This is a genomic window from Pseudomonas arvensis (assembly GCF_056688935.1).
In genome coordinates this window covers 4886319-4912736 of the sequence record NZ_CP162038.1, presented here as the reverse complement: position 1 = coordinate 4912736, position 26418 = coordinate 4886319, and the positions used below count along the sequence as shown (strand labels likewise).

General features: G+C 59.9%; 21 protein-coding genes and 1 tRNA gene. 10 read left to right on the top strand and 12 right to left on the bottom strand.

From position 1 onward, the window contains the following. Positions 1-6 precede the first annotated feature (6 nt). From pal to nadA, 8 genes are all read left to right on the top strand, one after another. Positions 7-507: a peptidoglycan-associated lipoprotein Pal gene (gene pal / locus AB3G88_RS22250; RefSeq protein ID WP_003209827.1), complete on the top strand. Its 501-nt coding sequence runs from the start codon at positions 7-9 to the stop codon at positions 505-507. A 6-nt stretch (positions 508-513) separates the two neighbouring features. Next, complete coding sequence (gene ybgF, locus AB3G88_RS22245) at positions 514-1350, top strand: tol-pal system protein YbgF (protein ID WP_480451693.1); 837 nt, start codon at positions 514-516, stop codon at positions 1348-1350. A 164-nt stretch (positions 1351-1514) separates the two neighbouring features. Further along, the gene (gene queE, locus AB3G88_RS22240) at positions 1515-2162 is read left to right on the top strand and encodes a 7-carboxy-7-deazaguanine synthase QueE (RefSeq protein ID WP_099585498.1); all 648 of its coding nucleotides are present in this window, start codon (positions 1515-1517) and stop codon (positions 2160-2162) included. Position 2163: 1 nt separating this feature from the next. Continuing rightward, the gene (gene queC, locus AB3G88_RS22235; RefSeq protein WP_112196605.1) at positions 2164-2841 is read left to right on the top strand and encodes a 7-cyano-7-deazaguanine synthase QueC; all 678 of its coding nucleotides are present in this window, start codon (positions 2164-2166) and stop codon (positions 2839-2841) included. Between the two features lie 63 nt (positions 2842-2904). Next, positions 2905-2980, top strand: a tRNA-Lys gene (locus AB3G88_RS22230). Between the two features lie 190 nt (positions 2981-3170). Further along, positions 3171-3749 (top strand): NAD(P)H-dependent oxidoreductase, encoded by a 579-nt coding sequence (locus tag AB3G88_RS22225; protein ID WP_400528745.1) that lies wholly within the window; start codon positions 3171-3173, stop codon positions 3747-3749. A 99-nt stretch (positions 3750-3848) separates the two neighbouring features. After that, positions 3849-4232, top strand: coding sequence for a MerR family transcriptional regulator (locus AB3G88_RS22220; RefSeq protein WP_191947341.1), 384 nt, complete (start codon positions 3849-3851; stop codon positions 4230-4232). Positions 4233-4484: 252 nt separating this feature from the next. Continuing rightward, positions 4485-5543, top strand: a complete 1059-nt coding sequence (nadA, locus tag AB3G88_RS22215) for a quinolinate synthase NadA (protein ID WP_099585486.1) — start codon at positions 4485-4487, stop codon at positions 5541-5543. A 75-nt stretch (positions 5544-5618) separates the two neighbouring features. On the opposite strand, the gene AB3G88_RS22210 is transcribed toward nadA, so the two are convergent. The 6 genes from AB3G88_RS22210 to gcvH form a co-directional block, all read right to left on the bottom strand. Then, entirely contained in the window at positions 5619-6107 is a 489-nt protein-coding gene (locus tag AB3G88_RS22210) for an RDD family protein (protein ID WP_191947342.1), read from the bottom strand. A gap of 94 nt (positions 6108-6201) precedes the next feature. Beyond that, positions 6202-6414, bottom strand: a complete 213-nt coding sequence (locus AB3G88_RS22205; RefSeq protein ID WP_007931076.1) for a cold-shock protein — start codon at positions 6412-6414, stop codon at positions 6202-6204. A gap of 393 nt (positions 6415-6807) precedes the next feature. Then, entirely contained in the window at positions 6808-7932 is a 1125-nt protein-coding gene (gene gcvT, locus AB3G88_RS22200; RefSeq protein ID WP_480451689.1) for a glycine cleavage system aminomethyltransferase GcvT, read from the bottom strand. A gap of 38 nt (positions 7933-7970) precedes the next feature. Then, positions 7971-9347: an L-serine ammonia-lyase gene (locus tag AB3G88_RS22195; protein WP_480451687.1), complete on the bottom strand. Its 1377-nt coding sequence runs from the start codon at positions 9345-9347 to the stop codon at positions 7971-7973. A gap of 89 nt (positions 9348-9436) precedes the next feature. Beyond that, on the bottom strand, positions 9437-12274 hold the full coding sequence (gene gcvP, locus AB3G88_RS22190; RefSeq protein WP_480451685.1) for an aminomethyl-transferring glycine dehydrogenase: 2838 nt from the start codon (positions 12272-12274) through the stop codon (positions 9437-9439). 10 nt (positions 12275-12284) lie between these two features. Then, positions 12285-12668, bottom strand: a complete 384-nt coding sequence (gcvH, locus tag AB3G88_RS22185; RefSeq protein WP_480451683.1) for a glycine cleavage system protein GcvH — start codon at positions 12666-12668, stop codon at positions 12285-12287. 358 nt (positions 12669-13026) lie between these two features. On the opposite strand from gcvH, the gene AB3G88_RS22180 reads away from it, so the two are divergent. Then, the gene (locus AB3G88_RS22180) at positions 13027-17688 is read left to right on the top strand and encodes a dermonecrotic toxin domain-containing protein (protein ID WP_480451681.1); all 4662 of its coding nucleotides are present in this window, start codon (positions 13027-13029) and stop codon (positions 17686-17688) included. Between the two features lie 9 nt (positions 17689-17697). On the opposite strand, the gene AB3G88_RS22175 is transcribed toward AB3G88_RS22180, so the two are convergent. From AB3G88_RS22175 to arcD (AB3G88_RS22150), 6 genes are all read right to left on the bottom strand, one after another. Then, positions 17698-19206 (bottom strand): transcriptional regulator GcsR, encoded by a 1509-nt coding sequence (locus tag AB3G88_RS22175; RefSeq protein ID WP_099585479.1) that lies wholly within the window; start codon positions 19204-19206, stop codon positions 17698-17700. A 106-nt stretch (positions 19207-19312) separates the two neighbouring features. Next, entirely contained in the window at positions 19313-19675 is a 363-nt protein-coding gene (locus AB3G88_RS22170) for a DUF5064 family protein (protein WP_099585478.1), read from the bottom strand. An 18-nt stretch (positions 19676-19693) separates the two neighbouring features. Beyond that, the gene (arcC, locus tag AB3G88_RS22165; RefSeq protein ID WP_099585477.1) at positions 19694-20623 is read right to left on the bottom strand and encodes a carbamate kinase; all 930 of its coding nucleotides are present in this window, start codon (positions 20621-20623) and stop codon (positions 19694-19696) included. Positions 20624-20720: 97 nt separating this feature from the next. Further along, positions 20721-21731 carry an ornithine carbamoyltransferase gene (locus AB3G88_RS22160; protein WP_071484378.1) on the bottom strand — a complete coding sequence of 337 codons (1011 nt, stop codon included), beginning with the start codon at positions 21729-21731 and terminating at the stop codon, positions 20721-20723. Positions 21732-21743: 12 nt separating this feature from the next. Further along, on the bottom strand, positions 21744-23000 hold the full coding sequence (arcA, locus tag AB3G88_RS22155) for an arginine deiminase (protein WP_112196589.1): 1257 nt from the start codon (positions 22998-23000) through the stop codon (positions 21744-21746). A gap of 24 nt (positions 23001-23024) precedes the next feature. Then, a complete protein-coding gene (gene arcD, locus AB3G88_RS22150; protein ID WP_099585474.1) occupies positions 23025-24452 on the bottom strand; it encodes an arginine-ornithine antiporter in 1428 nt (475 codons plus the stop codon). A gap of 447 nt (positions 24453-24899) precedes the next feature. Here arcD (AB3G88_RS22150) and arcD (AB3G88_RS22145) point away from each other — a divergent pair, with 447 nt between their 5' ends. Beyond that, positions 24900-26327, top strand: coding sequence for an arginine-ornithine antiporter (gene arcD / locus AB3G88_RS22145; RefSeq protein WP_480451677.1), 1428 nt, complete (start codon positions 24900-24902; stop codon positions 26325-26327). Positions 26328-26418 lie beyond the last annotated feature (91 nt).

Genomic DNA, 26418 nt, shown 5'->3' with positions numbered 1-26418 from the left:
TTCACGATGGAAATGCTGAAGTTTGGTAAGTTTGCTGCTCTGGCTCTGGCTCTGTCCGTAGCCGTTGGTTGCTCGTCTAAAGGCGGCGACAATGCCGGTGAAGGCGCAGCTGTTGATCCAAACGCTGGTTACGGCGCTAACACTGGTGCAGTTGACGGCTCCCTGAGCGAAGAAGCTGCTCTGCGCGCTATCACCACTTTCTACTTCGAATACGACAGTTCGGACCTGAAACCAGAAGCCATGCGCGCTCTGGACGTTCACGCGAAGGACCTGAAAGCTAACGGCGCTCGCGTTGTTCTGGAAGGTAACACCGACGAACGTGGTACTCGTGAGTACAACATGGCACTGGGCGAGCGTCGTGCGAAAGCCGTTCAGCGCTACCTGGTACTGCAAGGTGTTGCTCCAGGCCAACTGGAACTGGTTTCCTACGGTAAAGAGCGTCCAGTTGCTACTGGCCACGACGAGCAGTCCTGGGCTCAAAACCGTCGCGTCGAACTGCGTAAGTAATTCGTCATGCGAACGTGCCGTCGTGCTCTAACTGTATTGGCTCTCAGCTTCGCACCGCTTGCGGTGTGGGCTGCGGTTCCTGTGGAAGATAGCAACTCTGGCTATAACAATAGCGGGAGCAGCTATCCGCCAGCAGGTTATGGCACGAACGGCGCCTATGCTGGGGGGGCGGCTACGTCCGCCCCCTCGGCACAGGGCGAACTGTTCAACCAGCTGCAACGTATGCAGGATCAATTGGCGCAGCAACAAGGCACCATTGAAGTTCTGCAGAATGAAGTGCGTCAGCTGAAGCAAGAAGGCCTGGAGCGTTACCAGGATCTTGATCGACGTATAGGAGCCGGTGTTACACCTGCCGCTACTCCTGATAATTCTTCTGCCGGTGGTGCGCCAAGCGCCGCTGCCGGTGGTGCAGCAGCAGGGGCCGCAGCCGCGAGCCAAGGCCCTGCAGCCAGCAGCGAACCGGGTGATCCGGCGAAGGAAAAGCTGTATTACGATGCAGCCTTCGACCTGATTAAAGCCAAGGATTTCGACAAGGCCAGCAAGGCCTTCACCGCATTCCTGGGCCGTTACCCAAACAGCCAGTACGCGGGCAACGCCCAGTACTGGTTGGGTGAGGTGAACCTGGCAAAAGGTGATTTGCAAGGGGCGGGCCAGGCATTTGCCAAGGTCAGCCAACTGTACCCCAAGCACGCCAAGGTGCCGGACTCGCTGTACAAACTCGCTGACGTAGAACGCCGCCTCGGTCATGCCGACAAGGTTAAAGGCATTCTGCAGCAGGTTGTTGCCCAATACCCGGGCACCTCTGCCGCACAGTTGGCCCAACGGGATCTGCAACGCTTGTAAGCGATGCCGCCCGTTTAGAAGAAACCCGCGCCTGGCGCGGGTTTTTTCGTTAGAATCCACGCCCTTTTATGACACCCGCTTCCTGGGGCCTACGCGTTGGCGGGGTTTCTTGAAGTGCCTGACGGAGGCGGACAGCCTGTTTAGCTGTTACGCCCGTGGCGACTATGCAAGACACATTACGCATCACCGAAGTTTTTTACTCGTTGCAGGGTGAAACGCGCACCGCCGGCCTGCCCACAGTATTTGTGCGCCTGACCGGCTGCCCGTTGCGTTGCCAATACTGTGACAGCGCCTACGCCTTCAGTGGCGGCACCGTGCGCACTCTTGACGACATTCTTGAGCAAGTTGCCAGCTACCGGCCGCGCTACGTCTGTGTGACCGGCGGCGAGCCCCTGGCCCAGCCCAACGCCATTCCTTTGCTCAAGCAGTTGTGTGACGCCGGTTACGAGGTGTCCCTGGAAACCAGTGGCGCCCTGGATATTTCCGCGGTAGATCCGCGTGTGAGCCGAGTGGTCGACCTCAAAACCCCTGGTTCCAAGGAAGCGCACCGCAACCTTTACGAGAACATCGAACTGCTGACGCCCAACGATCAGGTCAAGTTCGTTATCTGTTCCCGTGAGGATTATGACTGGGCCAACTCCAAGCTGATCCAGTACGGCCTCGACCGCCGTGCCGGTGAAGTGCTGTTCTCCCCCAGCCACCATGACCTGAACGCACGCGATCTGGCCGACTGGGTGGTTGCCGATAACTTGCCCGTACGCCTGCAATTGCAGCTGCATAAATACCTGTGGAACGACGAGCCAGGGCGCTGAGATGACGGATCAAAAGCGTGCAGTCATTCTGCTGTCCGGTGGTCTCGACTCCGCCACGTTGGTGGCCATGGTCCGAGCACAAGGCTACAGCTGCTATTCCATGAGTTTCGACTACGGGCAGCGTCACCGCGCTGAGTTGAACGCGGCTGCGCGTGTCGCCCGCGACCTCGGTGTGGTTGAGCACAAGGTGGTTGGCCTGAATCTGGGGGGCATGGGCGGTTCGGCCTTGACTGACAGCACCATCGGCCTGCCAGAGGCGCCCTCGGAAGGCATCCCCGTCACTTACGTACCGGCACGCAATACAGTGTTTCTGTCCCTGGCCCTCGGCTGGGCCGAAGTGCTGAACGCCCGCGACATCTTTATCGGTGTCAATGCGCTGGATTACTCCGGTTACCCGGACTGCCGCCCGGAGTACGTCGAATCGTTCGAGCGCATGGCCAACCTTGCGACCAAGGCCGGTGTGGAAGGGCAGGGGTTTCGTATCCAGGCGCCGCTGCAAAACATGACCAAGGCCGATATCGTGAAGGCTGGCGTAGGACTTGGCGTCGATTACGCGCTGACTGTTTCCTGCTATCAGGCAGACGAAGGCGGTCGTGCTTGTGGGAAATGCGACGCCTGCCGACTGCGTGCAGAGGGCTTCAAAATGGCCGGAATTACGGACCCAACGCGTTATTTCTGATTTATTTCAAATAAGGTGTTGAATAATCCTTAGAAATCAGTATTATACGCGCCACCACACAGCGGGTCGTTAGCTCAGTTGGTAGAGCAGTTGGCTTTTAACCAATTGGTCGTAGGTTCGAATCCCACACGACCCACCATTTTTGGCGGTTTAGAAAATCCGGAAGGCCCACGCAAGTGAGGATTTCCGGGTTTTTTTTTGCCTGCGTTTTGGGGCTTACCTGCCGGTGCGCAATGCATCCGGCTATAACCGCATTTGAAAAACGCCCCTGTTGACTCTCCCGTTACGGGCACACCCTATTCTGAGCGCTCTACTTTAAGGATGAGGTGATGATGAGTAAGCGCGTTCTGGTGATTCTGGGGCATCCTTCAAACGACAGTTTCTGTGGCGCCCTGGCTGATACTTATATGAGGGCGGCCACGCAGGCCGGGCATGAGGTGCGTCTGTTGCGGCTGAATGCACTGAGCTTCGATCCCGTGCTGCACGAAGGCTACCAGCAGGTTCAGCCGTTGGAGCCCGATCTGCTCAAGGCCCAGGCCGATATCACATGGGCTGAACACTTGGCATTTGTGTATCCCATCTGGTGGGGCGGCATTCCGGCGCTGATGAAAGGTTTTTTTGATCGGACTTTTCTTTCTGGTTTCGCCTTTAAGTATCGCGAAGGCAAAGCCTTTCCCGACAAGCTATTGAAGGGGCGAACCGCTCATCTGCTCGTCACGATGGATACTCCACCTTGGTACTACAAATGGGTCTATTGCATGCCGGGCCTGCACCAGGTGCGCAAGACCACCTTGGCGTTCTGTGGCATCAAACCGTTGAAGACCCTTACGTTCGGACCGCTGCTTGGTTCCGCTCCCGCTCAGCGTGAGGCCTGGCTCAAGCAAGCCCAGGCAATCGCTGGTCGCTGACCCTCTTTTGAAGCCTTCGTTTCCCGACCCCTTATACATGTGTGAAGATGCGGCGCGCGAAAGTGCGCGCACCTGTTGTGCCTTAAAAAGGACTTTTACATGTATATCGGCAAAGCCGCGCAGTTGTCGGGCACGACGGTCAAGACCATCCGCCACTATGAAGGCATTGGTTTGCTGCCGCCGCCCATGCGCGATGGTAAGTATCGGGTCTATACCCAGCAAAGTGTCGAGCTGCTGACGTTCATCAAATGCGCTCAGCAGTTGGGCTTCAAACTCAAGGAAATGCAGGCGATCATTCAGGCGCACAGCGGGCAGGCGCTGCCTTGGGATGTGGTCAGCCAGGCGATTGCTGCTAAAAAACTGGAACTGCAAGCCCGGATAGAAGGGTTGCAAAACATCTATAACGGCCTTGAGCAGTTTGAAAGCAGCCTCAAGGACGCCGAGTACCTATGCCTGTTTGAACGCCCTTCCAAAACGGCCTGAACGAACAGGCCGCGGGACCTGATGACGCGGTGCGAGCGTTGGCACGCCGGCAGTTACCGTTTTTGCTGCGACAATCGCACGCGCCAACGCCAGATTAGGCTTTTGAAACCATTGGATATTCTGTAGCCTTGCGCAGCTTCACCTTTACCCGTGCTTGATGAACACAATCACTTCGTCCGGCGGCGCCCGAAGGGCTCCAGAGCCGGTGGTACACTCGACTTTCGCGCAACTGCGCCTGCAGGTCTTGCGAACATGACGCAGATATCTGAACGCCTACTGGTTCAAGCCCACCTCGACGCCAAGCAGCCCAAGGCCCTCAGCGCCGATGAAGAGGCGAGCCTGCGTGCCGCCATCGCCGCCGAGCTGAAAGCTCAGGACGCGGTGCTGGTTGCCCACTTCTATTGCGATCCGGTGATCCAGGCCCTGGCCGAAGAAACCGGTGGCTGTGTCTCCGACTCCCTGGAAATGGCCCGCTTCGGCGCCGCCCACCCGGCCAAGACCGTACTGGTTGCCGGTGTGCGTTTCATGGGCGAGACCGCCAAGATCCTCACCCCCGAAAAACGCATCCTCATGCCCACCCTGGAAGCCACCTGCTCCCTGGACCTGGGTTGCCCGGTGGATGAGTTTTCGGCCTTCTGCGACCAGCATCCCGAACGCACCGTGGTGGTGTACGCCAACACGTCGGCGGCGGTCAAAGCCCGGGCCGATTGGGTGGTGACCTCCAGCTGCGCGCTGGAAATCGTCGAAAGCCTGATGGACAACGGCGAGACCATCATCTGGGGCCCGGACAAGCATCTGGGCACTTACATCCAGCGCCAGACCGGTGCCGACATGCTGCTTTGGGACGGTGCGTGCATCGTCCACGAAGAGTTCAAGTCCAAGCAACTGGAAGACATGAAGGCGCTGTACCCGGATGCTGCGATCCTGGTGCACCCGGAATCGCCGACAGCGGTGATCGAACTGGCGGATGCCGTGGGCTCTACCAGCCAACTGATCGCTGCAGCGCAACGCTTGCCCAACAAGACCTTTATCGTCGCCACCGACCGCGGCATCTTCTACAAGATGCAGCAGCTGTGCCCGGACAAGGTCTTCGTCGAAGCGCCTACGGCCGGTAACGGCGCCGCGTGCCGCAGTTGCGCGCACTGCCCGTGGATGGCGATGAACACGCTGGAACGCACGTTGCAGTGCCTGCGAGAGGGGAGCAACGAGATCTTCGTCGAGCCTTCGGTGATTCCTCATGCCGTGCGACCACTCAAGCGCATGCTGGACTTTACCCACGCCGCGCGCCTGAAGCTGGCCGGCAACGCCTGAGCCAGCTGTGAATACAGTCCAAATGTGGGAGGGGGCAAGCCCCCTGCCACATTTGGATCTTCAGTGTTCCTGGGATTACTTTTTCTGCTTCGGAACCCGCACCAGTTGCGTGTTTGAGTAGATGTCATGCCAGCCGCGTTTCTGCTTATCGAACAACGCCCAGATAAACCCCAGCCCCACGCACAACCACGACGCAATCGACACCACAAAGCGCAACAGCGCCTGCCACAAGCTGATGCGCGAGCCGTCGGCGTTCTGTACGCGCACGCCCCATACCTGCATGCCCAGGGTCTGCCCGGAATGGGTCCAGAACTTGGCGAAGAAGCCGAACAGCACAAAAAACAGAATCGTCGACAGCAGCGGGTCCCCATCCAGGGCGCCGGACTCGGTGAGGGTACGCATCCTGGCTTCGCCCAAAAACGCCATCCACACCAGCTTGTAGATAAACGCCGTGACGATCAGCAGGGCGGTGCACAACAGGAAGTCATAGAACATCGCTGCCAGGCGACGGCCCAGGCCAACGGCGGGGAATTCGCCTTGGGGGCTCAGCAAGGGTTTGGACATGGCAGGACTCTCTGAGGAAAAAACGCATTTTACGGAATCGCGCCCATAAAAAAGCCCCTGATGTCATGTCAGGGGCTTTTTGTCGCAGGAAGGATCAACCTTCTGCTTGAACTTCGTCAGCCTGCATGCCTTTTTGGCCTTGCACAGCAATGAAGGTCACTTTCTGGCCTTCCTTGAGGCTCTTGAAGCCGTTGCCCTGAATGGCGCGGAAATGCACGAACAGATCCGGACCGCTCTCCGGCGTGATAAAACCAAACCCTTTCTCGTCGTTGAACCACTTGACGGTACCGCTCTGACGTTGGGACATTTTCTTCTTTCCTTTGACGCTAAAATTAATGACAGCCCCTTTCACATGAAAGAGTACTGGGCTGGGTTGCAGGAAAGTAAGAGACGTCGAACGGGTTGTAGCACAACTACTTCAGCTACTGCCCAGGTCCAGGTTCCAAGCGACCCATGCAAACACAGTGGGCAAACTCTACGCCAACTAATAGAGAAAAAACAACCCCTGCCAAAAGCCCAGGTTTTGCTGGGCCTGATGACACTTCGCTGAGTAATGTGGAATCGGCTTATTCGATAGAAAGTGTCACTCGTTATAGGTTGATTCCTATAAAAATGACTATCGTCGCTGCACTGTTTTATGGCGGTTGCGTTACAGATTAGTGCACGTTAACGCAACCGCGTTACTTATAGGAACAGTCAATCAACCACGGTAGTAACGCTGTGGCACGAATGGCATTTTACTTACACGAAGTGGCACCTTTTTCCCACGCACCAACGCAGAGACTTCGGTATCCAGTGCGATAAACGCGCTGTCTAGGTAACCCATGGTCAACGGGCCGCCGAGGCTTGGGCCAAAGCCGCCGCTGCAGACGCTACCGATCACCGTGCCCTGCGCGTCGACAATCTCGGCGCCTTCGCGTACCGGGGTGCGTTCCTGGGGTAGCAGGCCGACGCGCTTGCGGCTCACACCGGTCTGCTGCTGGGTGAAGATCTGGTCGGCACCCGGGAACCCGCCGGCACGCGGGCCATCGGCGCGACGGGCCTTGGAGATCGCCCACAGCAGGCTGGCTTCAATCGGGGTGGTCTCGGTGTTCATGTCATGGCCGTACAGGCACAGACCAGCTTCCAGGCGCAGGGAGTCGCGGGCGCCCAGGCCGATGGCCTGTACTTCGCTTTCGGCCAGCAGGCTGCGCGCCAGGCTTTCGGCATTGGCGGCAGGCACGGAGATTTCAAAGCCGTCTTCACCGGTATAACCGGAGCGGCTGACGTAGCAGTCCACGCCCAGCAGGCGCAGGGAGGCGAACTGCATAAAGGTCATCCCGGTCACTTCCGGCGCCAGGCGCGCCAGCACCTTCACTGCCGCCGGGCCTTGCAGGGCGAGCAGGGCGCGTTCTTCGAACAGTGGCTCGATGGTGCACTGATCGCCAATATGTTTGCGCAGGTGCGCCAGGTCCTGGTCCTTGCAGGCGGCGTTGACCACCAGGAACAGTTCGTCGTTGCCCAGGCTGGCGACCATCAAGTCGTCGAGGATGCCGCCTTGCTCGTTGGTGAACATCGCGTAGCGCTGCATGCCCACCGGCAGGTCAATGATGTCGACCGGCACCAGGGTTTCCAGGGCCTTGGCAGCATTGGCGCCGGTGAGGCGGATCTGGCCCATGTGGGACACGTCAAATAACCCGGCCTGTTCACGGGTGTGCAGGTGTTCCTTCATCACACCCAACGGGTACTGCACCGGCATGTCATAGCCGGCGAAGGGCACCATACGCGCCCCCAATTCGATGTGCAGGGCGTGCAATGGGGTTTTCAACAGGGTTTCGGTGGACATATTCAGCTCCTGAAAAACGTGCTGCCGCGCCTTGGGCGTCAGCACTCGATAATGTTGACCGCCAAACCGCCACGGGCGGTTTCCTTGTATTTGCTTTTCATATCGGCGCCGGTCTGGCGCATGGTGCGGATGACCTTGTCCAGCGAGACGAAATGCTGCCCGTCGCCGCGCAAGGCCATGCGCACGGCGTTGATGGCCTTGACTGAGCCCATGGCATTGCGCTCGATGCAGGGCACCTGCACCAATCCGCCAATCGGGTCGCAGGTCAGGCCGAGGTTGTGTTCCATGCCGATTTCGGCAGCGTTTTCCACTTGGGACACGCTGCCGCCCAGCACTTCGCACAAAGCGCCTGCGGCCATGGAGCAGGCTACGCCGACTTCGCCCTGGCAACCGACTTCAGCCCCGGAGATCGACGCATTTTCCTTGTACAAAATCCCGATGGCGGCGGCGGTGAGCAGGAAACGCACCACGCCGTCTTCGTTCGCGCCCGGGATAAAGCGCATGTAGTAATGCAGCACCGCCGGAATGATCCCGGCCGCACCGTTGGTGGGCGCCGTCACCACGCGCCCGCCATTGGCGTTTTCCTCGTTGACCGCCAGCGCGTACAGGTTGACCCAATCGAGCACCGACAACGGATCGCGCAGCGCCGATTCCGGGTGCTTGCACAGTTGGCGATGCAACGCGGCAGCGCGGCGTTTTACCTTCAAGCCGCCGGGCAGGATCCCTTCATTGCGGCATCCGGCGTCGACGCAGTCCTGCATCACCTGCCAGATCTTCAGCAAGCCGGCGCGGGTTTCGGCTTCCGGGCGCCAGGCACTTTCATTGGTCAGCATCACCTGGCTGATGGACAGGCCGTAGGTGGCGCAATGACCGAGCAAGTCCTTGGCGTGCTTGAAAGGGAAGGTCAGCGGCGTGGCATCTTCGACAATCCGGTCGGCGCCGGCGGCGTCTTCATCCACCACAAAACCGCCGCCCACCGAGTAGTACTCGCGGCTGCGGATCTGGATGTTGGCGGCGTCGAAGGCACGGAAAATCATGCCGTTGGGGTGGTAGGCGAGGGGTTTGCGAATCATCGCCAGGTGTTCTTTCTCGTTGAACGCAATGCTGTGTTCGCCGAGCAGGTTCAGGCGGCCATCCCTGCGCATCTGCGCCAGGCGGGCGGCCACGGTTTCAGTGTTTACGGTGTCCGGGTGTTCGCCTTCGAGGCCCAGCAGCACGGCTTTGTCGCTGCCGTGGCCTTTGCCGGTGGCGCCGAGGGATCCATAAAGCTCCACCTTGATGCTGCAGGTGGTGGTCAGCAGGTTGTCGCGCTTGAGGCCTTCGACGAAGCGGGCAGCGGCGCGCATCGGGCCGACGGTGTGGGAACTGGAGGGGCCGATGCCAATCTTGAACAGGTCGAACACGCTTAAAGACATGAGTTGTTCTCCGGTTTCTTATTATTGAGGTGGTCAAATGTGGGAGGGGGCAAGCCCCCTCCCACATTTTGACTGAGTGCGTCCTCAGATTATGCGTAGCTCTCGATTGACGGGCACGCACACACCAGGTTGCGATCCCCAAACACGTTGTCGACCCGGCCAACCGGCGGCCAGTACTTGCCTTCGATCAGCGAGGCAACCGGGTACACCGCTTGCTCACGGCTGTAGGGGTGGCTCCATTCGCCCACCAGTTCCGCCGCCGTGTGCGGTGCGTTCTTCAGCGGGTTATCGTCCTTGTCCAGCGTGCCGTTTTCCACTGCGCGGATTTCTTCGCGGATGGCGATCATGGCGTCGCAGAAGCGGTCCAGTTCTTCCTTGGATTCACTTTCGGTCGGCTCGATCATCAAGGTGCCGGCCACCGGGAACGACATGGTCGGTGCGTGGAAGCCGAAGTCGATCAACCGCTTGGCCACGTCATCCACACTGATGCCGCTGCTGTCTTTGAGTGGGCGCAGGTCGAGGATGCATTCGTGCGCCACCAGGCCGTTGCTGCCGGTGTAGAGCACGGGGTAGTGCTCTTCCAGGCGACGGGAGATGTAGTTGGCATTCAGGATCGCCAACTGCGAAGCGCGCTTGAGGCCCGCGCCGCCCATCATGCTGATGTACATCCAGGTGATCGGCAGAATGCTCGCACTGCCGAACGGTGCCGCGCAGACCGCGCCTTCCTTGCGTGCCATGGCCGCGTGGCCCGGCAGGAATGGCGTGAGGTGGGATTTGACACCAATCGGGCCAACGCCCGGGCCGCCACCGCCGTGGGGGATGCAGAACGTCTTGTGCAGGTTCAGGTGGGACACGTCGCCACCGAACTTGCCCGGTGCGCACAGGCCAACCATGGCGTTCATGTTGGCGCCATCGATGTAGACCTGGCCGCCGTTGTCGTGGATGACGCCGCAGATTTCGCGGATGCCTTCTTCGAACACGCCGTGGGTGGACGGGTAGGTGATCATCAGCGCGGCGAGGTGCTCGCGGTGCTCGATGGCTTTGGCGCGCAGGTCTTCGATGTCCACGTTGCCACGGGCGTCGCAGGCGGTGACGACGACGCGCATGCCGGCCATGTTGGCGGTCGCCGGGTTGGTGCCGTGGGCCGACGAGGGGATCAGGCAGATGTCGCGGCGTTCTTCGCCACGGCTCTGGTGATAGGCACGGATGGCCAGCAGGCCAGCGTATTCACCTTGGGAGCCGGCGTTCGGCTGCAGCGAGATCGCGTCATAACCGGTGGCTGCGCAGAGCATGGCTTCCAGGTCGGAGGTCAGTTGCAGGTAGCCGGCGCTTTGTGCGGCTGGGGCGAACGGGTGCAGGGCACCGAATTCGGCCCAGGTCACCGGGATCATTTCGCTGGCGGCGTTGAGCTTCATGGTGCACGAGCCCAACGGGATCATGGTGCGGTCCAGGGCCAGGTCTTTATCCGCCAGCTTGCGCAGGTAGCGCATCAGCTCGGTTTCCGAGTGGTAGCGGTTGAACACCGGGTGGCTGAGGATCGGCGACTGGCGCAGCAGCGCGGCTGGCAGGGTGCTCTCAGTGGCGGCGAAGGCGGGCAGGGCCTTGCCGTCGGCAAAGATCGACCACAGGGTTTCGATATCGGCTTGGGTGGTGGTTTCATCCACCGACAGGCCGACACGCTCGGCATCCACCACACGCAGGTTGATGCGCTGGGCGCGGGCCTTGTCGTGCAGCGCGGTGGTGTTGGCGCCGGTGTTGAGTGTGAGGGTGTCGAAGAAGTGTTCCTGCTCGACCTTCAAGCCCAGGGCGGTCAGGCCCTTGGCCAGGATCGCGGTCAACTGGTGAATGCGCTGGGCAATCTGAGTCAGGCCTTTGGGCCCGTGGTACACGGCGTACATGCTGGCGATGTTGGCCAGTAGCACTTGGGCGGTGCAGATGTTGCTGGTGGCTTTCTCACGGCGGATATGTTGCTCGCGGGTCTGCATGGCCAGGCGCAGGGCCGGCTTGCCGAAACGGTCAACGGACACACCGACCAAACGGCCCGGCATATCGCGCTTGAACGCATCCTTGGTGGAGAAGTACGCCGCGTGCGGGCCACCAAAACCCAGCGGCACGCCGAAGCGTTGCGCGCTGCCGATGGCCACGTCGGCGCCGAATTCACCCGGCGGGGTCAGCAGGGTCAGGGCCAGCAGGTCGGCAGCCACGGCCACCAGGGCGTTGGCGGTGTGGAAGCGCTCGGTCAGCGCACGGTAGTCGAATACGTCACCGTTGCTCGCCGGGTATTGCAGCAGGGCGCCGAAAAACGGGCTCACGTCGGTCAGTTCACGCTCGTCGCCGACTACCACCTCGATACCCAGCGGCTCGGCGCGGGTGCGCAGCACGTCGAGGGTCTGCGGATGGCTGTGCACCGAGGCGAAGAAGGCGTTGCTGCCTTTGTTCTTGCTCAGGCGCTTGCAGAAGGTCATGGCTTCGGCGGCGGCGGTGGCTTCGTCGAGCAAGGATGCGTTGGCAATCGGCAGGCCGGTGAGGTCGCTGATCAGGGTCTGGAAGTTCAGCAGCGCTTCCAGGCGGCCTTGGGAAATTTCTGGCTGGTAAGGTGTGTAGGCGGTGTACCAGGCCGGGTTTTCCAGGAGGTTGCGCAGGATCGGCGATGGCGTGTGGCAGTTGTAGTAGCCCTGGCCGATGTAGGTCTTGAACAGTTGGTTCTGGCTGGCAATGGCCTTGATCTTGGCCAGGGCCTCGGCTTCGCTCAGGCCGTCTTCCAGGCCGAGCACGCTGGTGCCCTTGATGCTTTCCGGGATCACGCTGGCGCTCAAGGCTTCCAGGGAGTCAAAGCCCAGGCTGGCGAGCATTTGCTGCTCATCTTCCTGGCGCGGGCCGATGTGGCGGGCGATGAATTCGTTGGCGGTGCTCAAATTAACAGTCATGGCGCGCTCCTCAGGCTTCAGCGTTGGCTTTGATCAGGCGGTCGTACGCATCCTGATCCAACAGTTTAGCTACAGCCTCGGCGTCGACCGGTTTAAAGCGGAAGAACCAGCCTTCGCCCATCGGGTCTTCGTTGACCAGCTCCGGGCTGCCGTCGAGTTTGTCGTTCACTTCCAGCACTTCACCGTCCAATGGCATGTACACGCCGCTGGCGGCTTTTACCGATTCCACGGTGGACGCTTCAGCGCCCTTGGCGTAGGCCTGCAACTCCGGCAGTTGCACGAAAACCACATCACCCAGCGCGTTCTGCGCAAAAGCGGTGATACCCACGGTGACGCTGCCGTCAGCTTCGGCGCGCAGCCATTCGTGATCTTCAGTGAAACGCAACTCGCTCATGGAAACTCCTCGGGGCCAGATTCGTCTGGTGGACGGGATTGAAATAATGGGAAGTTGCTTAGCAAGATCGCGGCCAATCTAAATAAATTGTTATAAATCAAAAGGTTAACAAATATGGTTATAAGCCTATGCGTTTTGGTTGTAGCGATTTCGCTACAGCCGGGCCGGGTAAAAAAAGCCTATGTGGATCAAAGCGTTGCATGGCGTGCAAAAACTAGGGTTGTATCGAAATCGTTACGCTGTAGCGCTTTCAGTACGGGTCGGCGTCGCTTTTGGCGCTGCCAAGGAGATCTATCTACCGTAATGCCCGCCTGCCCGCGTTTTAACGTGCACTCATCTCGTTATCAGGATGCGATCCATGCGTGCTTCAACTGCAAATCCCCCGGAGGCCACCCAGGCCCGGAAGTCCCGCGATTACTTATCCAAACTGTTTGCCCACCGCCTGAGCCTGACTCAGGTGGCCCAATCAATGATCCAGGCGTGGATAGGCGAGTGGTTTACCGAATCCCGTCTGCAGGCGAGCAACAGCTGGATCGGTGTGATACAGCCAGGCGGTCGCTACGCGCAGCTCATCACCTTGAGCGATGCGCTGATCAAACGCTGCATGAGCGGCGAAGCGTTGAACTACACGCCAGGCCATCATCAGTTGTTGATCCGCTTGGGAGAGGAGGTGTTCCAACCGGTGACCCAAGCCATCAGCGTGGACGACATCGAATTGATGCTCAACACCCTGGCCCCCGGCGTGCTCGTGGGGTTCGGCCAGCGGTTGGTGGACTATTGGAATGCCCGCGTGCCTCACGATCCGGCCCGCAGCCGTTGGAACGCGGTTGGCAGCCAGTTGCGAGCATGCCTGCTCACGGCGCGGCAAAATCCACCGCTGCTGCCCGAGCACGCGCAGTCGTTGCTGGGGCTGGGTGTCGAGGAGACCGTGCTATGGGGGTATCGGGCGGATCGAGAGGTGGTGGGCAGCCCCGATGCGCTGCATATCTATCAGGTGTATGCCGTGCAGGCAGAGCGCGCGGGCGAGTGGTTGCCACTGCTGGTCCTGCAGCGTCGGGTTCAGGGGCAACAGATCAGCCTGGTTTACGTCCCGGCGATGAACCTGCTGAAGCTCGATACCCTGGACGCGTTGGGTAACCTGTTGCCTCGCTATATGAACCACTACCGGCCTGGCATGCCCATCAACTGGGTGCTTCGTGAGCCCGACGGTAATGTGTTCGATGCCTTGGCCCAGACCTTGCTCGAGCGTCAGCTTCGCAACGTGTATCGTCTCGACTGGTCGGCACTTCCCTACATCAGCAGCTATGAACAGCTGTTCATCAAACTCACGTCGCCGTTGGCCTGGTTCGATCCTGATTACCTTCAGCAACCTCATGAAGAACAGTTGCCTGTCTGGCTGCAACTGGCCAACCGTGCTGATCGCCTGGTTTATGGCCAGTGGCTCGAACGCCTGGAGCACCTGCAGCGAGCCACCGGTGGAGCGTCGTTCCTGGAGGGCCTCGACCCTATCGATGTGTATGCACGCAAAGCGCTGCAACGGCAAATGCGCCTGGACTACCCCACTCAAGCGCCCATTAACCCGGACGATTACCTCCTGACCTTCGAGCGCACCCAGGGCGCCACCGTCGGCTGGACGCAACGCACCTCCAGGACCTTGACCCAATGGTCGTTGGAAAACCCCTTCGCCACGGCCTATGCCCGTGTGCAGATCAGCAACCAGGCCATGCCGGGCCAGGTGCCCGGCCGGATCACCCCGGCATACCTCAAGCACCTGATCGAAAGCGTGGATGTGGGTAAGCACTACCCCGCGCTGCTTGAGCACGCGTTGATCGCCGACCCGGCGGAGTCCGCACGGCGGCGGCGATTGTTCGTTGATCAGATGGCGATCCAGTTGCCGATGCTCGCCTTTGAACACAGCCTGCGCCAGCGCTACGGTTTTACCCGCGCTGGCGCCTTGGTGGTGCAAGCGATGTTGCAGGGCGATCCGCAAAAGCGCGTGATCGACGGTGAAGTGATAGTGGCCCGGCCGCTGGCGTTCCTGGTGCATGCCGGGGGGCGTGCCCATCAAACGGACAACCTGTATGTCATCGGCCCGCGTGACAACGGCCAGTTGCCGCACATTCTTTATCGCCCGGATCACACCGAAGCGGTTTTACAACAGTTTGCCAGTCGCCAGGCGTTGCTCGACGAGATCGCGCGAGCGGGCAGCGACCTGCAATGCCTGGTGCTGCAGCGTTTGCCGGATGACAGCCGGGCCATGTTTGGCAATGGCGGCTTTCTGAACCCCCATGTTCAGCGGTTTTTTCAGGGCGATGAATACGACGCGCTGCCCGGCTCTAGCCCGGCGCTGCTCAGCGATGCATTGGTGCAGGGCGATTTTCTGACGACCGTCTTCAATGAAAACGCCAAAAGCCTGTGGCAGCTTGCCATGAAGCAATCTGCTTCCAACGAGGCATTGCGCTGGACCGTGTTCAAGAATGATCTCTGGCAGTTGTTCAATGCGCTGTTGCCCATGATCAGAGGGCCTGTGGCGGTAGCGGGCTGGCTGTTCCAAACCTTCAGGACCTTTCGCACAGTGCTGGCGTTACCGGCACAGGCCAGTCGGGAAGAGACTGCCAATGCCCTTGCCGAGCTGATGGGCAGTGTGGCCGGCCTGCTGATGAGCCCCGTGGTCACGCTGGATCAGCGTTTACGCCTGGACGCGATCAAAACCGTGACGACAGGTGCGGCCCAAGGCTCGGAGGTGATTCCGGTCAGCCACACGCTTGAACCCGTGTGGAAATTCGCCTGGCAGCGTTCACACGCAGATATCACGGCCATGGATTATGCCTGGGCCAACTCTCGGCTCAAGCTTGACACGGCGCAGCGAGCACAGCTCGAAACCTTCCAATGGTCGCCAGAACCGGGGGAAACCTGGCCTGCAAACCCCAGCGTGATCTCGACAGACAGTCCTGTGCGCGGTCGGGTGAGGGTGCAAGGCCGTCATCAGGATTACACGCTGATAGACAGCAAGCTATATGGCGTCAAGCCCGATGGCGATCGCTGGCGGATCGCTGACTTGAGAAACAACCAACGCTTGGGCCCATGGCTCAGGCAAGACTCAAAAGGTATCTGGAAGATTGACCTGGGCCTGCGATTGCTCGGCGGGCAGCCAAAAAAGACCACGGCCGCCGAGCGGCGTCTGCACCTTCAGAATGAAAACCGCAGACTGGAGGGTGACTACGACCGCGCGTCAGCCAGGCTCGCTGAGGTCCTGTCTCGGGTGGCGCAGGCCCAGAAGCGTTACAAAGAGGCTCACGCTGCGGGCGCCACTACGTTCACTGATCACCAACGGCGCGACATCAGCACCGAGTATTTGATCGAGTTGGAAAACGAATACCGGCTGCAGTGCGACAGGATAAATGCGTTGAATGCACTGAACACCCACAAACCTGTGAGTGCTTTCGAGCGGGAGAAGATGAAGCAGTTGGAGGCCATGATCGAGAACTTGCGCGACCAGATGACGGTGGTGATCAACGTGCGGGCAGACGCAATTCTTCCCGATGAGCGTTTGATTGAGTTGGACGCGCAAATGGATGGCGCCGACGAGGTTATTGCCCAAGCGGCACATCGCACCTTTGTTCAATCCTCGCGGACGATCGCAGGGTACAACGTTCAACTGATCGAACTGAGTACGCTGGAGCAGAATGCCCGTGAGCGATTGATGGGCGTGCCTGGGTTTGAGCCGTATGCGCATTTAAAGGCCCCCTCGGATATGGGCACGCCTCTGGACTGGCAGTCCATGCAATTAAAGGCTTTATATGGGGCAGTGCTGCGCCGTTTGCCGTCCTCTGAAGAGTCTGCGCCCTTCGAGCAGGTTCACGGGTTGCTAGGTGAGGCGATCCAATCGATTCAGTCGCAAAAAACCCTGCAAGAGCCCGGTTTGCTGAGCATGCAGCAACGAATCAACGGGTATGAAGCGATTGCCAGGGAGTATCGCCGGTCTCAGGCAGGGGTGCGGGAGTACGGTGATATGGCCGCTGACGTGGTTGACGAGCGTGTTATCGAACAACTGAGCCGTTTGCTCGAAGAGTTGGGGCAGCAAGCGGCGCAGTCTTTGTCGGGGCTGCTTCGCGAACAGGAGGAACATTGCGCGCCTCAACCAGTGTCGGTGCTCAGTGCCGACAAACGTTTGTTTCGCGACCGGAAAAATCGCTATCAGCTCGGGAAGGTAAGGGCCCGCACGCCCGAATCGGATGATGAGATCGTGGATATCCTCAATCCCATCGATAAGCGCGTACAGACCAGCTTTCGGCGTAGCCCCAGCTCCAATGATTTTGAACCGGTTATCGAGGCGACGGTGCCCGTACCACGCCCGACACGCTCACTGGAAAACCTCAAGGGCGACGCCCGTCGGTTGTTGGACAGGGAACCCATCGTGTTGCAGCAGGCGCGTGCCGAGGCTCTTGGCTCCAGTTTGCCGGACAGTGTCGAGACGCGGTTGATACGTCAATCCACGACTATCCAGGCGGTTGCCGAGAAAATTCGCAAGGCGTTGCCCTCAACCCCCGATACCGCGTCCCAGGCGCTGCTCGATGAGTTGGAGCAGGCTGCGCGCCGTTATCTGGAGGCGGGACGTCGGATGCGTATCGACATGATCAAACGTCTGCCGCCCGATGAGGACGGGATTGCCTGGCTCCAGGCCCAGGATCAGGTGCAGATACTGCGCATTGAGGGCCGTATCGCACTCAAGCGTGTCGATGATTTTTTGCAGGAGTATGTGGTCAAGGACAAGCAAGGCAAGGTTCTGGCGTATGCGCATTTTCATTACTCGACGCCCACCGCACCTGACACCGCCTACAACGCCGGCCATTTGAAACGGCCGGAGCAGCGCTTCATGAGTTTCCGCAGCCTCGCGGACAAAACCGACAGGGATGTTATCGAGATCTACTATTCGCGCATCAGTGCACCTAAGGCCGCGCAGTTGTTCTTCAACACAACGGGCTCGGTCAAGCACCGCGGGCGGCGCTCATTCTGGTGATGAGTGGGTTCAGGGTTTGCCGGGAATGCCGTACTTGCGCAAGCGGTGGGCGATGGCGGTGTGGGAGGTCTGCAAGCGGCTGGCCAGCTGTCGTGTGGAGGGATAGCTGGTGTAGAGCTTCTCCAGCAGGCTGCGTTCGAAGTCTTCGACGGCCTGTTCGAGGCTGTCGATTTCACCGTCGCTTTGGCGGGCCACCGAGGTCCCGGCGATGTCCAGGTCGCCGATGTCCACCAGGCTGCTTTCGCAAATGGCGGCGGCGCGGAAGATGACGTTCTGCAACTGGCGCACATTGCCCGGCCAACGGTTGCCCAACAGCGCCGGATAGGTACCGGGCGCCAGGCGGCACACCGGGCGCTGGATCTGTGCGCAGGCCTGCTGCATGAAGTAGCGGGCCAGCAACAGGATGTCCTGGCCGCGTTCGCGCAGGGGCGGCACCTCGACGTTGAGCACATTGAGGCGATAGAACAGGTCTTCACGAAAGGTGCCTTCGCTGACCATTTTTTCCAGGTTGCGGTGGGTGGCGCTGAGGATGCGCACATTGACCTTCACTTCGCGGTCGCCGCCCACCCGGCGGAAACTGCCGTCGTTGAGAAAACGCAGCAGCTTGGCTTGTAAATACGGCGACATTTCGCCGATTTCATCGAGGAACACCGTGCCCTGGTTGGCCAACTCCATCAGCCCCGGCTTGCCGCCGCGCTGGGCGCCGGTAAAGGCGCCGGGGGCGTAGCCGAACAACTCGCTTTCGGCGAGGTTCTCCGGCAGCGCGGCGCAGTTCAACGCCAGGAACGGCGCACTGTGGCGCGTACTGATGGCATGGCAGGCCCGCGCCACCAACTCCTTGCCGGTGCCGGTTTCGCCCTGGATCAACAGCGGTGCATCCAGCGCGGCCACCCGTTGCGCGCGGGCCTTGAGGGTACGGATCGCCGGCGACTCGCCCAGCAGTGCGTCAAAGCCTTCGGCATGGTCATGGTGCAGCGCCGAGAGTTGTTCACCGATGCGGTTTGGCTGGTAAAGGGTGAGCAGGGCGCCGGCATCGGTGATCGGTGTAGCGTCCAGCAGGAGGGTCTGGCCGTTGACGCTGATCTCGCGCAGGGGCAGGCGAAAGCCGTTTTCCAACAAGGTATCGAGCAGCGCCGGGTCATTGAACAGCTCTGCGATGCTTTCCCCGGCCGGTTCACGCCCGTACAGGGCAATCAGCGCCGGGTTGGCCAGCAGGATCGTGCCCGCGCTGTCCAGGGCCAGCACCGGGTCGGTCATGGCCGCCAGCAGGGCGTCGAGTTGCAGGTGGCGGCGTTGGCCGGGGAGGATGTCCACCACCTTCACCGCCCGCACGCCGTGTACGCTGAACAGTGCATCGCGCAGCTCTTCGAGCACCTCGGCGCTGAGGGTCGGGGCGTCGATGTAGACGTTGGGCGGTACCATTTCCACCGCATCCAGGTTGAGATTGCGCCCACCGAGCAAGGCCAGGACTTCCTGGGTAATGCCGACGCGGTCGATGAAGCTGACGTGGATACGCATGCAGTGGCTGACGATTCTGAGGTGCGAGAGGCCGCAAGTATGCCTGACAGGCGATGCAGATCAAAAAATGTGGGAGGGGCAAGCCCCCTCCCACATTTGCTCCGCGTTACTCCAGGTGTTCGGGTTTGACCGGATCACCGGATTTCATATCCAGTTGATGCCGCACATCTTCGAACATCATGTCGTAATGCTTGTGTTGCGAGCCGACGCTGCTGTGGGTCTTGGGAATGCCGTATTTCTCGACGATCTTGGTCACATTGCTGGCGAAGTTGTAAGCCTGGTCCTTGGGGAGGAAAAAGGTTTCCTTCATGTCCTTGCCCTGGATGTTGCCGTGCAGGGTGAATTGCATGCCTTTGCCTTCCGCCTCATGTGTGACGACTTCGTAGTCCAGGCAAAGGTCGTAGCTGACATCGTTATTGTTGAGCGCGTGACGTTCGATATGCAGGTGACCGGGTTCAAAGGTGGCCATAGGCGTATCTCCTCTACTTCACAGATAGGTGATGCCAGGTGTTGCCGTGCTGATGCGCGTGCCGGCGCTGCCCTGGACGATGGCTTCGATGTCCGAGAGTGAACCGATCACTGCGGTTTTGCCAGTCTGGCGGGCGAACTCACAGGCGGCCTGGACCTTGGGGCCCATGGAGCCGGCGGCGAAGCCGAGTTTTTCCATTTCGTCCGGGTGCGCCTGGCCGATGGCTTTCTGGGTCGGCTTGCCGAAGTCGATAAAAGCGGCGTTGACATCGGTGGCAATCACCAGCAAATCGGCGTCCAGTTGCGAGGCCAATAGCGACGAGCACAGGTCTTTGTCGATGACAGCTTCGACGCCGCGCAGTTTGCCGTCTTCGCCGTACAGGGTCGGGATCCCGCCACCGCCGGCGCAAATCACGATGCTGCTTTTTTCCAGCAGCCACTTGATCGGGCGAATCTCAAAGATGCGTTTGGGGCGTGGGCTGGCTACCACCCGGCGGTATTTATCGCCATCGGGGGCAATCGCCCAGCCTTTTTCGGCCGCCAGTTTTTCCGCTTCGGCCTTGGAGTAGACCGGGCCGATCGGCTTGGTCGGGTTCTGGAATGCCGGGTCCTTGGCGTCCACTTCCACCTGGGTCAGCAGCGTGGCGAACGGCACCTCAAAGTCCAGCAGGTTGCCCAGTTCTTGTTCGATGATATAGCCGATCATGCCTTCGGTTTCGGCGCCCAGCACGTCCAGTGGATACGGTGAAACCTGGGTGTAGGCGGCGGCTTGCAGCGACAGCAGGCCGACTTGCGGGCCATTGCCGTGGGCGATCACCAGCTCGTTGCCGGGGTGGATCTTGGCAATCTGTTCGGTGGCGATGCGGATGTTGGCGCGTTGATTGTCCGCCGTCATGGGTTCACCACGGCGCAGGAGGGCGTTGCCGCCCAGGGCTACGACGATGCGCATAATACGATCCTTCTAGAATTCAGCTTTGGGACACAAGGCACAATGTGGGAGGGGGCTTGCCCCCTCGCACATTTTTATTGTGTTCCGACAGTGAGAGTTAGATATCCGCCAGCGCCGACACCAGGATCGCCTTGATGGTATGCATGCGGTTTTCCGCTTGCTCAAAGGCGATGTTGGCCGGCGACTCGAAGACTTCCTCGGTCACTTCCACGCCGTTTGCCAGGTTCGGATACCGCGCGGCGATGTCCTTGCCGACCTTGGTTTCGCTGTTGTGGAACGCCGGCAGGCAGTGCATGAACTTCACCCGAGGGTTGCCCGAGGCTTTCATCATCTTGGCGTTGACCTGGTACGGCAGCAGTTGCTCGATGCGCTCGTCCCATGCCTCCACCGGCTCGCCCATGGACACCCAGATGTCGGTGTGGATGAAGTCCACGCCCTTCACGGCTTCTTTCGGGTCTTCGGTGATGGTGATGCGTGCGCCGCTTTCCTCGGCAAATGCCTGGCATTGCTTGATGAAATCTTCATGGGGCCACAGGGCTTTCGGTGCGCCGATGCGCACGTCCATGCCGAGCTTGGCGCCGATCATCAGCAGCGAGTTACCCATGTTGTAACGGGCGTCGCCCAGGTAGGCGTAGCTGATGTCATGCAGCGGCTTGTCGCTGTGTTCGCGCATGGTCAGGGTGTCGGCGATCATCTGCGTCGGGTGGAATTCGGCGGTCAGGCCGTTGAACACCGGCACCCCGGCGAACTTGGCCAGTTCTTCGACGATTTCCTGCTCGAAGCCACGGTATTCAATGGCATCGAACATCCGACCGAGCACGCGGGCGGTGTCTTTCATGCTTTCCTTGTGGCCGATCTGCGACGACACCGGGTCGATATAGGTGACGTGGGCGCCCTGGTCATGGGCCGCCACTTCGAACGCGCAGCGGGTGCGGGTCGAGGTTTTTTCGAAGATCAGCGCGATGTTCTTGCCCTTCAGGTGCGGACGCTCGGTGCCGGTGTATTTGGCGCGTTTGAGGTCGCGGGACAGGTCCAGCAGGTAGTGCAGCTCGCGCGTGGTGTGGTGCATCAGCGACAGCAGGCTGCGGTTGCGCATATTGAAAGCCATGATGGAATCTCCTTAATAGTCGATAGGGTCGCGGATGATCGGGCAGGTCATGCAGTGGCCACCGCCACGGCCCCGGCCGAGTTCACCGGCACTGATGGTGATGACTTCCACACCGGCCTTGCGCAGCAGGGTGTTGGTGTAGGTGTTGCGGTCGTAGCCGATCACCACGCCGGGTTCCACAGCCACCACGTTGTTACCGTCATCCCATTGCTCGCGTTCGGCGGCGAAGCTGTTGCCGCCGGTCTCGACGACACGTAGCGCCTTGAGGTTGAGCGCTGCGGCGACGGTTTCCAGGAAGTTGGTTTTCTCCCGTTGGATGTCGATGCCGTGTGGCTTGCTTTCGTCAGGGCGCAGGGTGAACGGCACGATCTGGTTGACCACTTCGGGGAAGACGGTGACCAGGTCGCGGTCGCAGAAGCTGAACACGGTATCCAGGTGCATTGCGGCGCGGGATTTGGGCAGGCCGGCCACAATGACTTTTTCCACGGCCTTGTTCTTGAACAGATTGCGCGCCAGTTGGCCGATGGCCTGGTGGGACGACCGCTCACCCATGCCGATCAACACCACGCCATTGCCAATCGGCATCACGTCGCCGCCTTCCAGCGTAGCGGCACCGTGTTCCTGGTCGGGGTCGCCGTACCAGATCTGGAAGTCGGCGTTGGTGAATTCAGGGTGGAATTTGTAGATGGCGCTGGTCAGCAGGGTTTCCTGGCGTCGCGCCGGCCAGTACATCGGGTTGAGCGTCACGCCGCCGTAGATCCAGCAGGTGGTGTCGCGGGTGAACTGGGTGTTGGGCAACGGCGGCAGAATGAAACTGGCGTGGCCGAGGAAATCGCGGAACATCTCGATGGTCTTGCCACCGAAGCTGCTCGGCAGGTCATCGGCCGATACGCCGCCGATCAGGTACTCGGCGATCTTGCGCGGCTCCAGGCTGCGCAGCCACGAGCCGACTTCCTCGACCAGGCCCAGGCCCACGGTGTTGGCGGTGATCTTGCGTTCCAGGATCCAGTCCAGGGCCTCAGGGTTGGCAACTATGTCGGTCAGCAGGTTGTGCATTTCCAGCACATCAATATCCCGCTCGCGCATCTTGGTCACGAAGTCGAAATGGTCGCGCTTGGCCTGGGCCACCCACAACACGTCATCGAACAGCAGTTCATCGCAGTTGTTGGGGGTCAGCCGCTGGTGGGCCAAGCCTGGGGAGCACACCATGACTTTGCGCAGTTTGCCGGCTTCGGAATGTACGCCGTACTTCACTTTTTCCGTGGTCATTACAGATCCTCCAAGGAGCAACAATTACAGAGTCAGGAAGCCGTCGTAGAGGCCATAGGCCGCCACCAGGGCGCCAATGACTACCGCGGCGAAAATCAGCTTCTCGACGTTGGTGAAAATCGGTTTGCCCAACTCACGCTTGGCCTTGGCGAACAGGATTGCGCCGGGGGCATAGAGCAGGGCGGAGAGCAGCAGGTATTTGGTGCCGCCGGCATAGAGCAGCCACACCGCGTAGATCAGCGCGACGGCGCCGATGAACAGGTCTTTCCTGCGCTCTTTAAGGGCGTTTTCGTAGGTCTCGCCGCGCACCGCCAGCAGCAGCGCGTAGGCCGCCGACCACAGGTAGGGCACCAGGATCATCGAGGTGGCGAGGTAGATCAGCGACAGGTAAGTGCTGGCGGAAAACAGGGTGATGATCAGGAACAGTTGCACCATGGCATTGGTCAGCCACAGCGCATTGACCGGCACGTGGTTGGCGTTCTCCTTGCGCAGGAACTCCGGCATGGTGTGGTCCTTGGCGGCGGCGAACATGATCTCCGCACACAGCAGCACCCACGACAGCAACGCCCCCAGCAGCGAGATGATCAAGCCGACGCTGATCAACACCGCGCCCCAATGGCCGACCACATGCTCCAGCACCGCAGCCATCGACGGGTTCTGCAACTTGGCCAGTTCCGGTTGGGTCATGATGCCGAGGGACAACACATTCACCAGCATCAAAAACAGCAGCACGGTGATAAAGCCGATCACAGTGGCCTTGCCCACGTCGGAGCGTTTTTCCGCACGGGACGAGAAGATGCTCGCGCCTTCGATGCCGATGAACACCCACACGGTGACCAGCATCATGTTGCGCACCTGGTTCATCACGCTGCCCAGGTCCGGGTTTTTCACGCCCCAGATGTCAGCGGTGAAGATCTCCAGCTTGAACGCAAACAGCGCGATCAACACGAACAGCACCAGCGGCACGACCTTGGCGACGGTGGTCACCAGGTTGATGAACGCCGCTTCCTTGATCCCGCGCAGCACCAGGAAATGCACGGCCCACAGCAACACCGAAGCGCCAATCACGGCCGCGGGGGTGTTGCCTTCGCCAAAGACCGGAAAGAAGTAACCGAGGGTGCTGAACAGCAGCACGAAGTAGCCGACGTTGCCCAGCCAGGCGCTGATCCAGTAACCCCAGGCCGACGAGAAACCCATGTAATCACCGAAGCCGGCCTTGGCGTAGGCGTAGACGCCGCCATCGAGGTTGGGCTTGCGGTTGGCCAGGGTCTGGAATACGAACGCGAGGGTCAACATGCCAATGGCAGTAATCACCCAACCGATCAATACCGCACCGACGTCGGCGCTGGCGGCCATGTTTTGCGGCAGGGAGAAGATCCCACCGCCAATCATCGAACCCACGACAAGTGCAACCAATGCGCCTAATCGAAGTTTTCCCGGAGATTCAGACATTGCATAACTCCAATGCGGGAGAAGAGAGACCACAGAATAATTCCGTGTGCTAATCAAACAGCTGACTCAGATCACTTCATTGGCACATTCCATTGTGAATTAATGACTTAGGGTGGGAACTCGTGGGCGATAAGAATCCTCGGAAACACGCTGTGCAGAGCGGTTACGCCATTGGAATTAATTATTTAGCCAGTGCTATGGACGTTTGAAGCTAGACCGTTTTTGCGGATGTGCAAACTTTTCGGCGGCGCTTCACGTATTCGCTATAAAGGTTAAAGGTGATGCAGTATTTAAAATATAAATAAGCCTGAATAGCGTTGAGTTGACATGCCATTAGGTTATGAGTGTGCCAGTTTTATCGCTGTCTCTAATAAACGCTACACTCGCTGAGTTAATTAGTGGAGTGCACGGTGGTCAGCTAAAACTGTTAATTCTTCAGGAGCGTTCATGTCCCAACCGGCCCAGAAACTTCGACTCAGCGCCCTGATCGCCTTGGTGGTGGGTTCTATGATTGGCGGGGGGATCTTCTCCCTGCCGCAAAACATGGCCGCCCGTGCCGAGGTCGGTGCCGTCCTGATCGGCTGGGCAATCACTGCCGTCGGCATGCTCACCTTGGCGTTTGTGTTCCAGACCCTGGCCAATCGCAAACCCGAGTTGGATTCCGGGGTGTATGCCTACGCCAAGGCCGGTTTTGGCGATTACATGGGGTTCTCGTCGGCCTGGGGTTATTGGATCAGCGCGTGGATGGGCAACGTCGGTTACTTCGTGTTGCTGTTCAGCACCCTGGGCTACTTTTTTCCGGTGTTCGGCCAGGGCAATACGCCGGTGGCCATCGGCTGTGCCTCGGTGCTGCTGTGGGCCGTGCATTTTCTGGTGATGCGCGGGATCAAAGAGGCGGCGTTCATCAACCAGATCACCACTGTGGCGAAGATCGTGCCGCTGCTGATGTTTATCGTGATCGCAGCGGTGGCGTTCAAGGCCGATATCTTCAGCCGTGATATCTGGGGCCTGGGCAACCCGCAGCTCGGCAGCGTGGTGGACCAGGTGCGCAACATGATGCTGGTCACGGTGTTTGTGTTTATCGGCATTGAAGGCGCCAGCGTCTATTCGGCGCGGGCCGAGAAACGCTCGGACGTGGGCCGGGCCACGGTGATCGGTTTTCTTGGCGTGCTGGCGCTGCTGGTGCTGGTGAATGTGCTGTCCCTTGGGATCATGAGCCAACCGGAACTGGCCAACCTGCAAAATCCCTCCCTGGCGGGCGTGCTGGAGCATATCGTCGGGCCTTGGGGCGCGATGCTGATCAGCCTCGGCCTGGCGGTGTCGCTGTTGGGCGCATTGCTGTCGTGGGCGCTGCTCTGCGCGGAAATCCTCTACGCGACTGCCCAGGACAAGACCATGCCTGCGTTCCTGAAGAAAGAAAACGCCAACCAGGTGCCGGTCAATGCGCTGTGGCTGACCAATGTGATGATTCAGGTCTTTCTGGTGATCACGCTGTTTTCCCACAGCACTTACACCACGCTGATTTACCTGGCTTCGTCGATGATCCTGGTGCCGTACCTGTGGTCGGCGGCCTACGCGGTGCTGTTGAGCGGGCGCGGCGAAACCTATGAAGGTGCCCAGCGTCAGCGATTCAAGGATCTGTTGGTGGGCGTGATTGCCCTGAGTTACGCGGTATGGCTGCTCTACGCCGGGGGTTTGAAGTATTTGCTGCTGTCGGCGCTGCTCTATGCGCCGGGCGTGATCCTGTTTGCCCTGGCCAAGCGTGAGCAGGGGCGGCCGTTGTTTACTCACATGGAGAAAGGCATTTTCAGTTGCGTGATCGCCGGTGCCGGGCTGGCGGCGTATGGGCTGTACAGCGGGGTTCTATCGTTATAAATGGGTTGGCTGTACTGGCCCCATCGGGAGCAAGCTCCCTCCCACATTTTGATTTGTGAACACAGTCACATGTGGGAGGGGCGGTGCGACG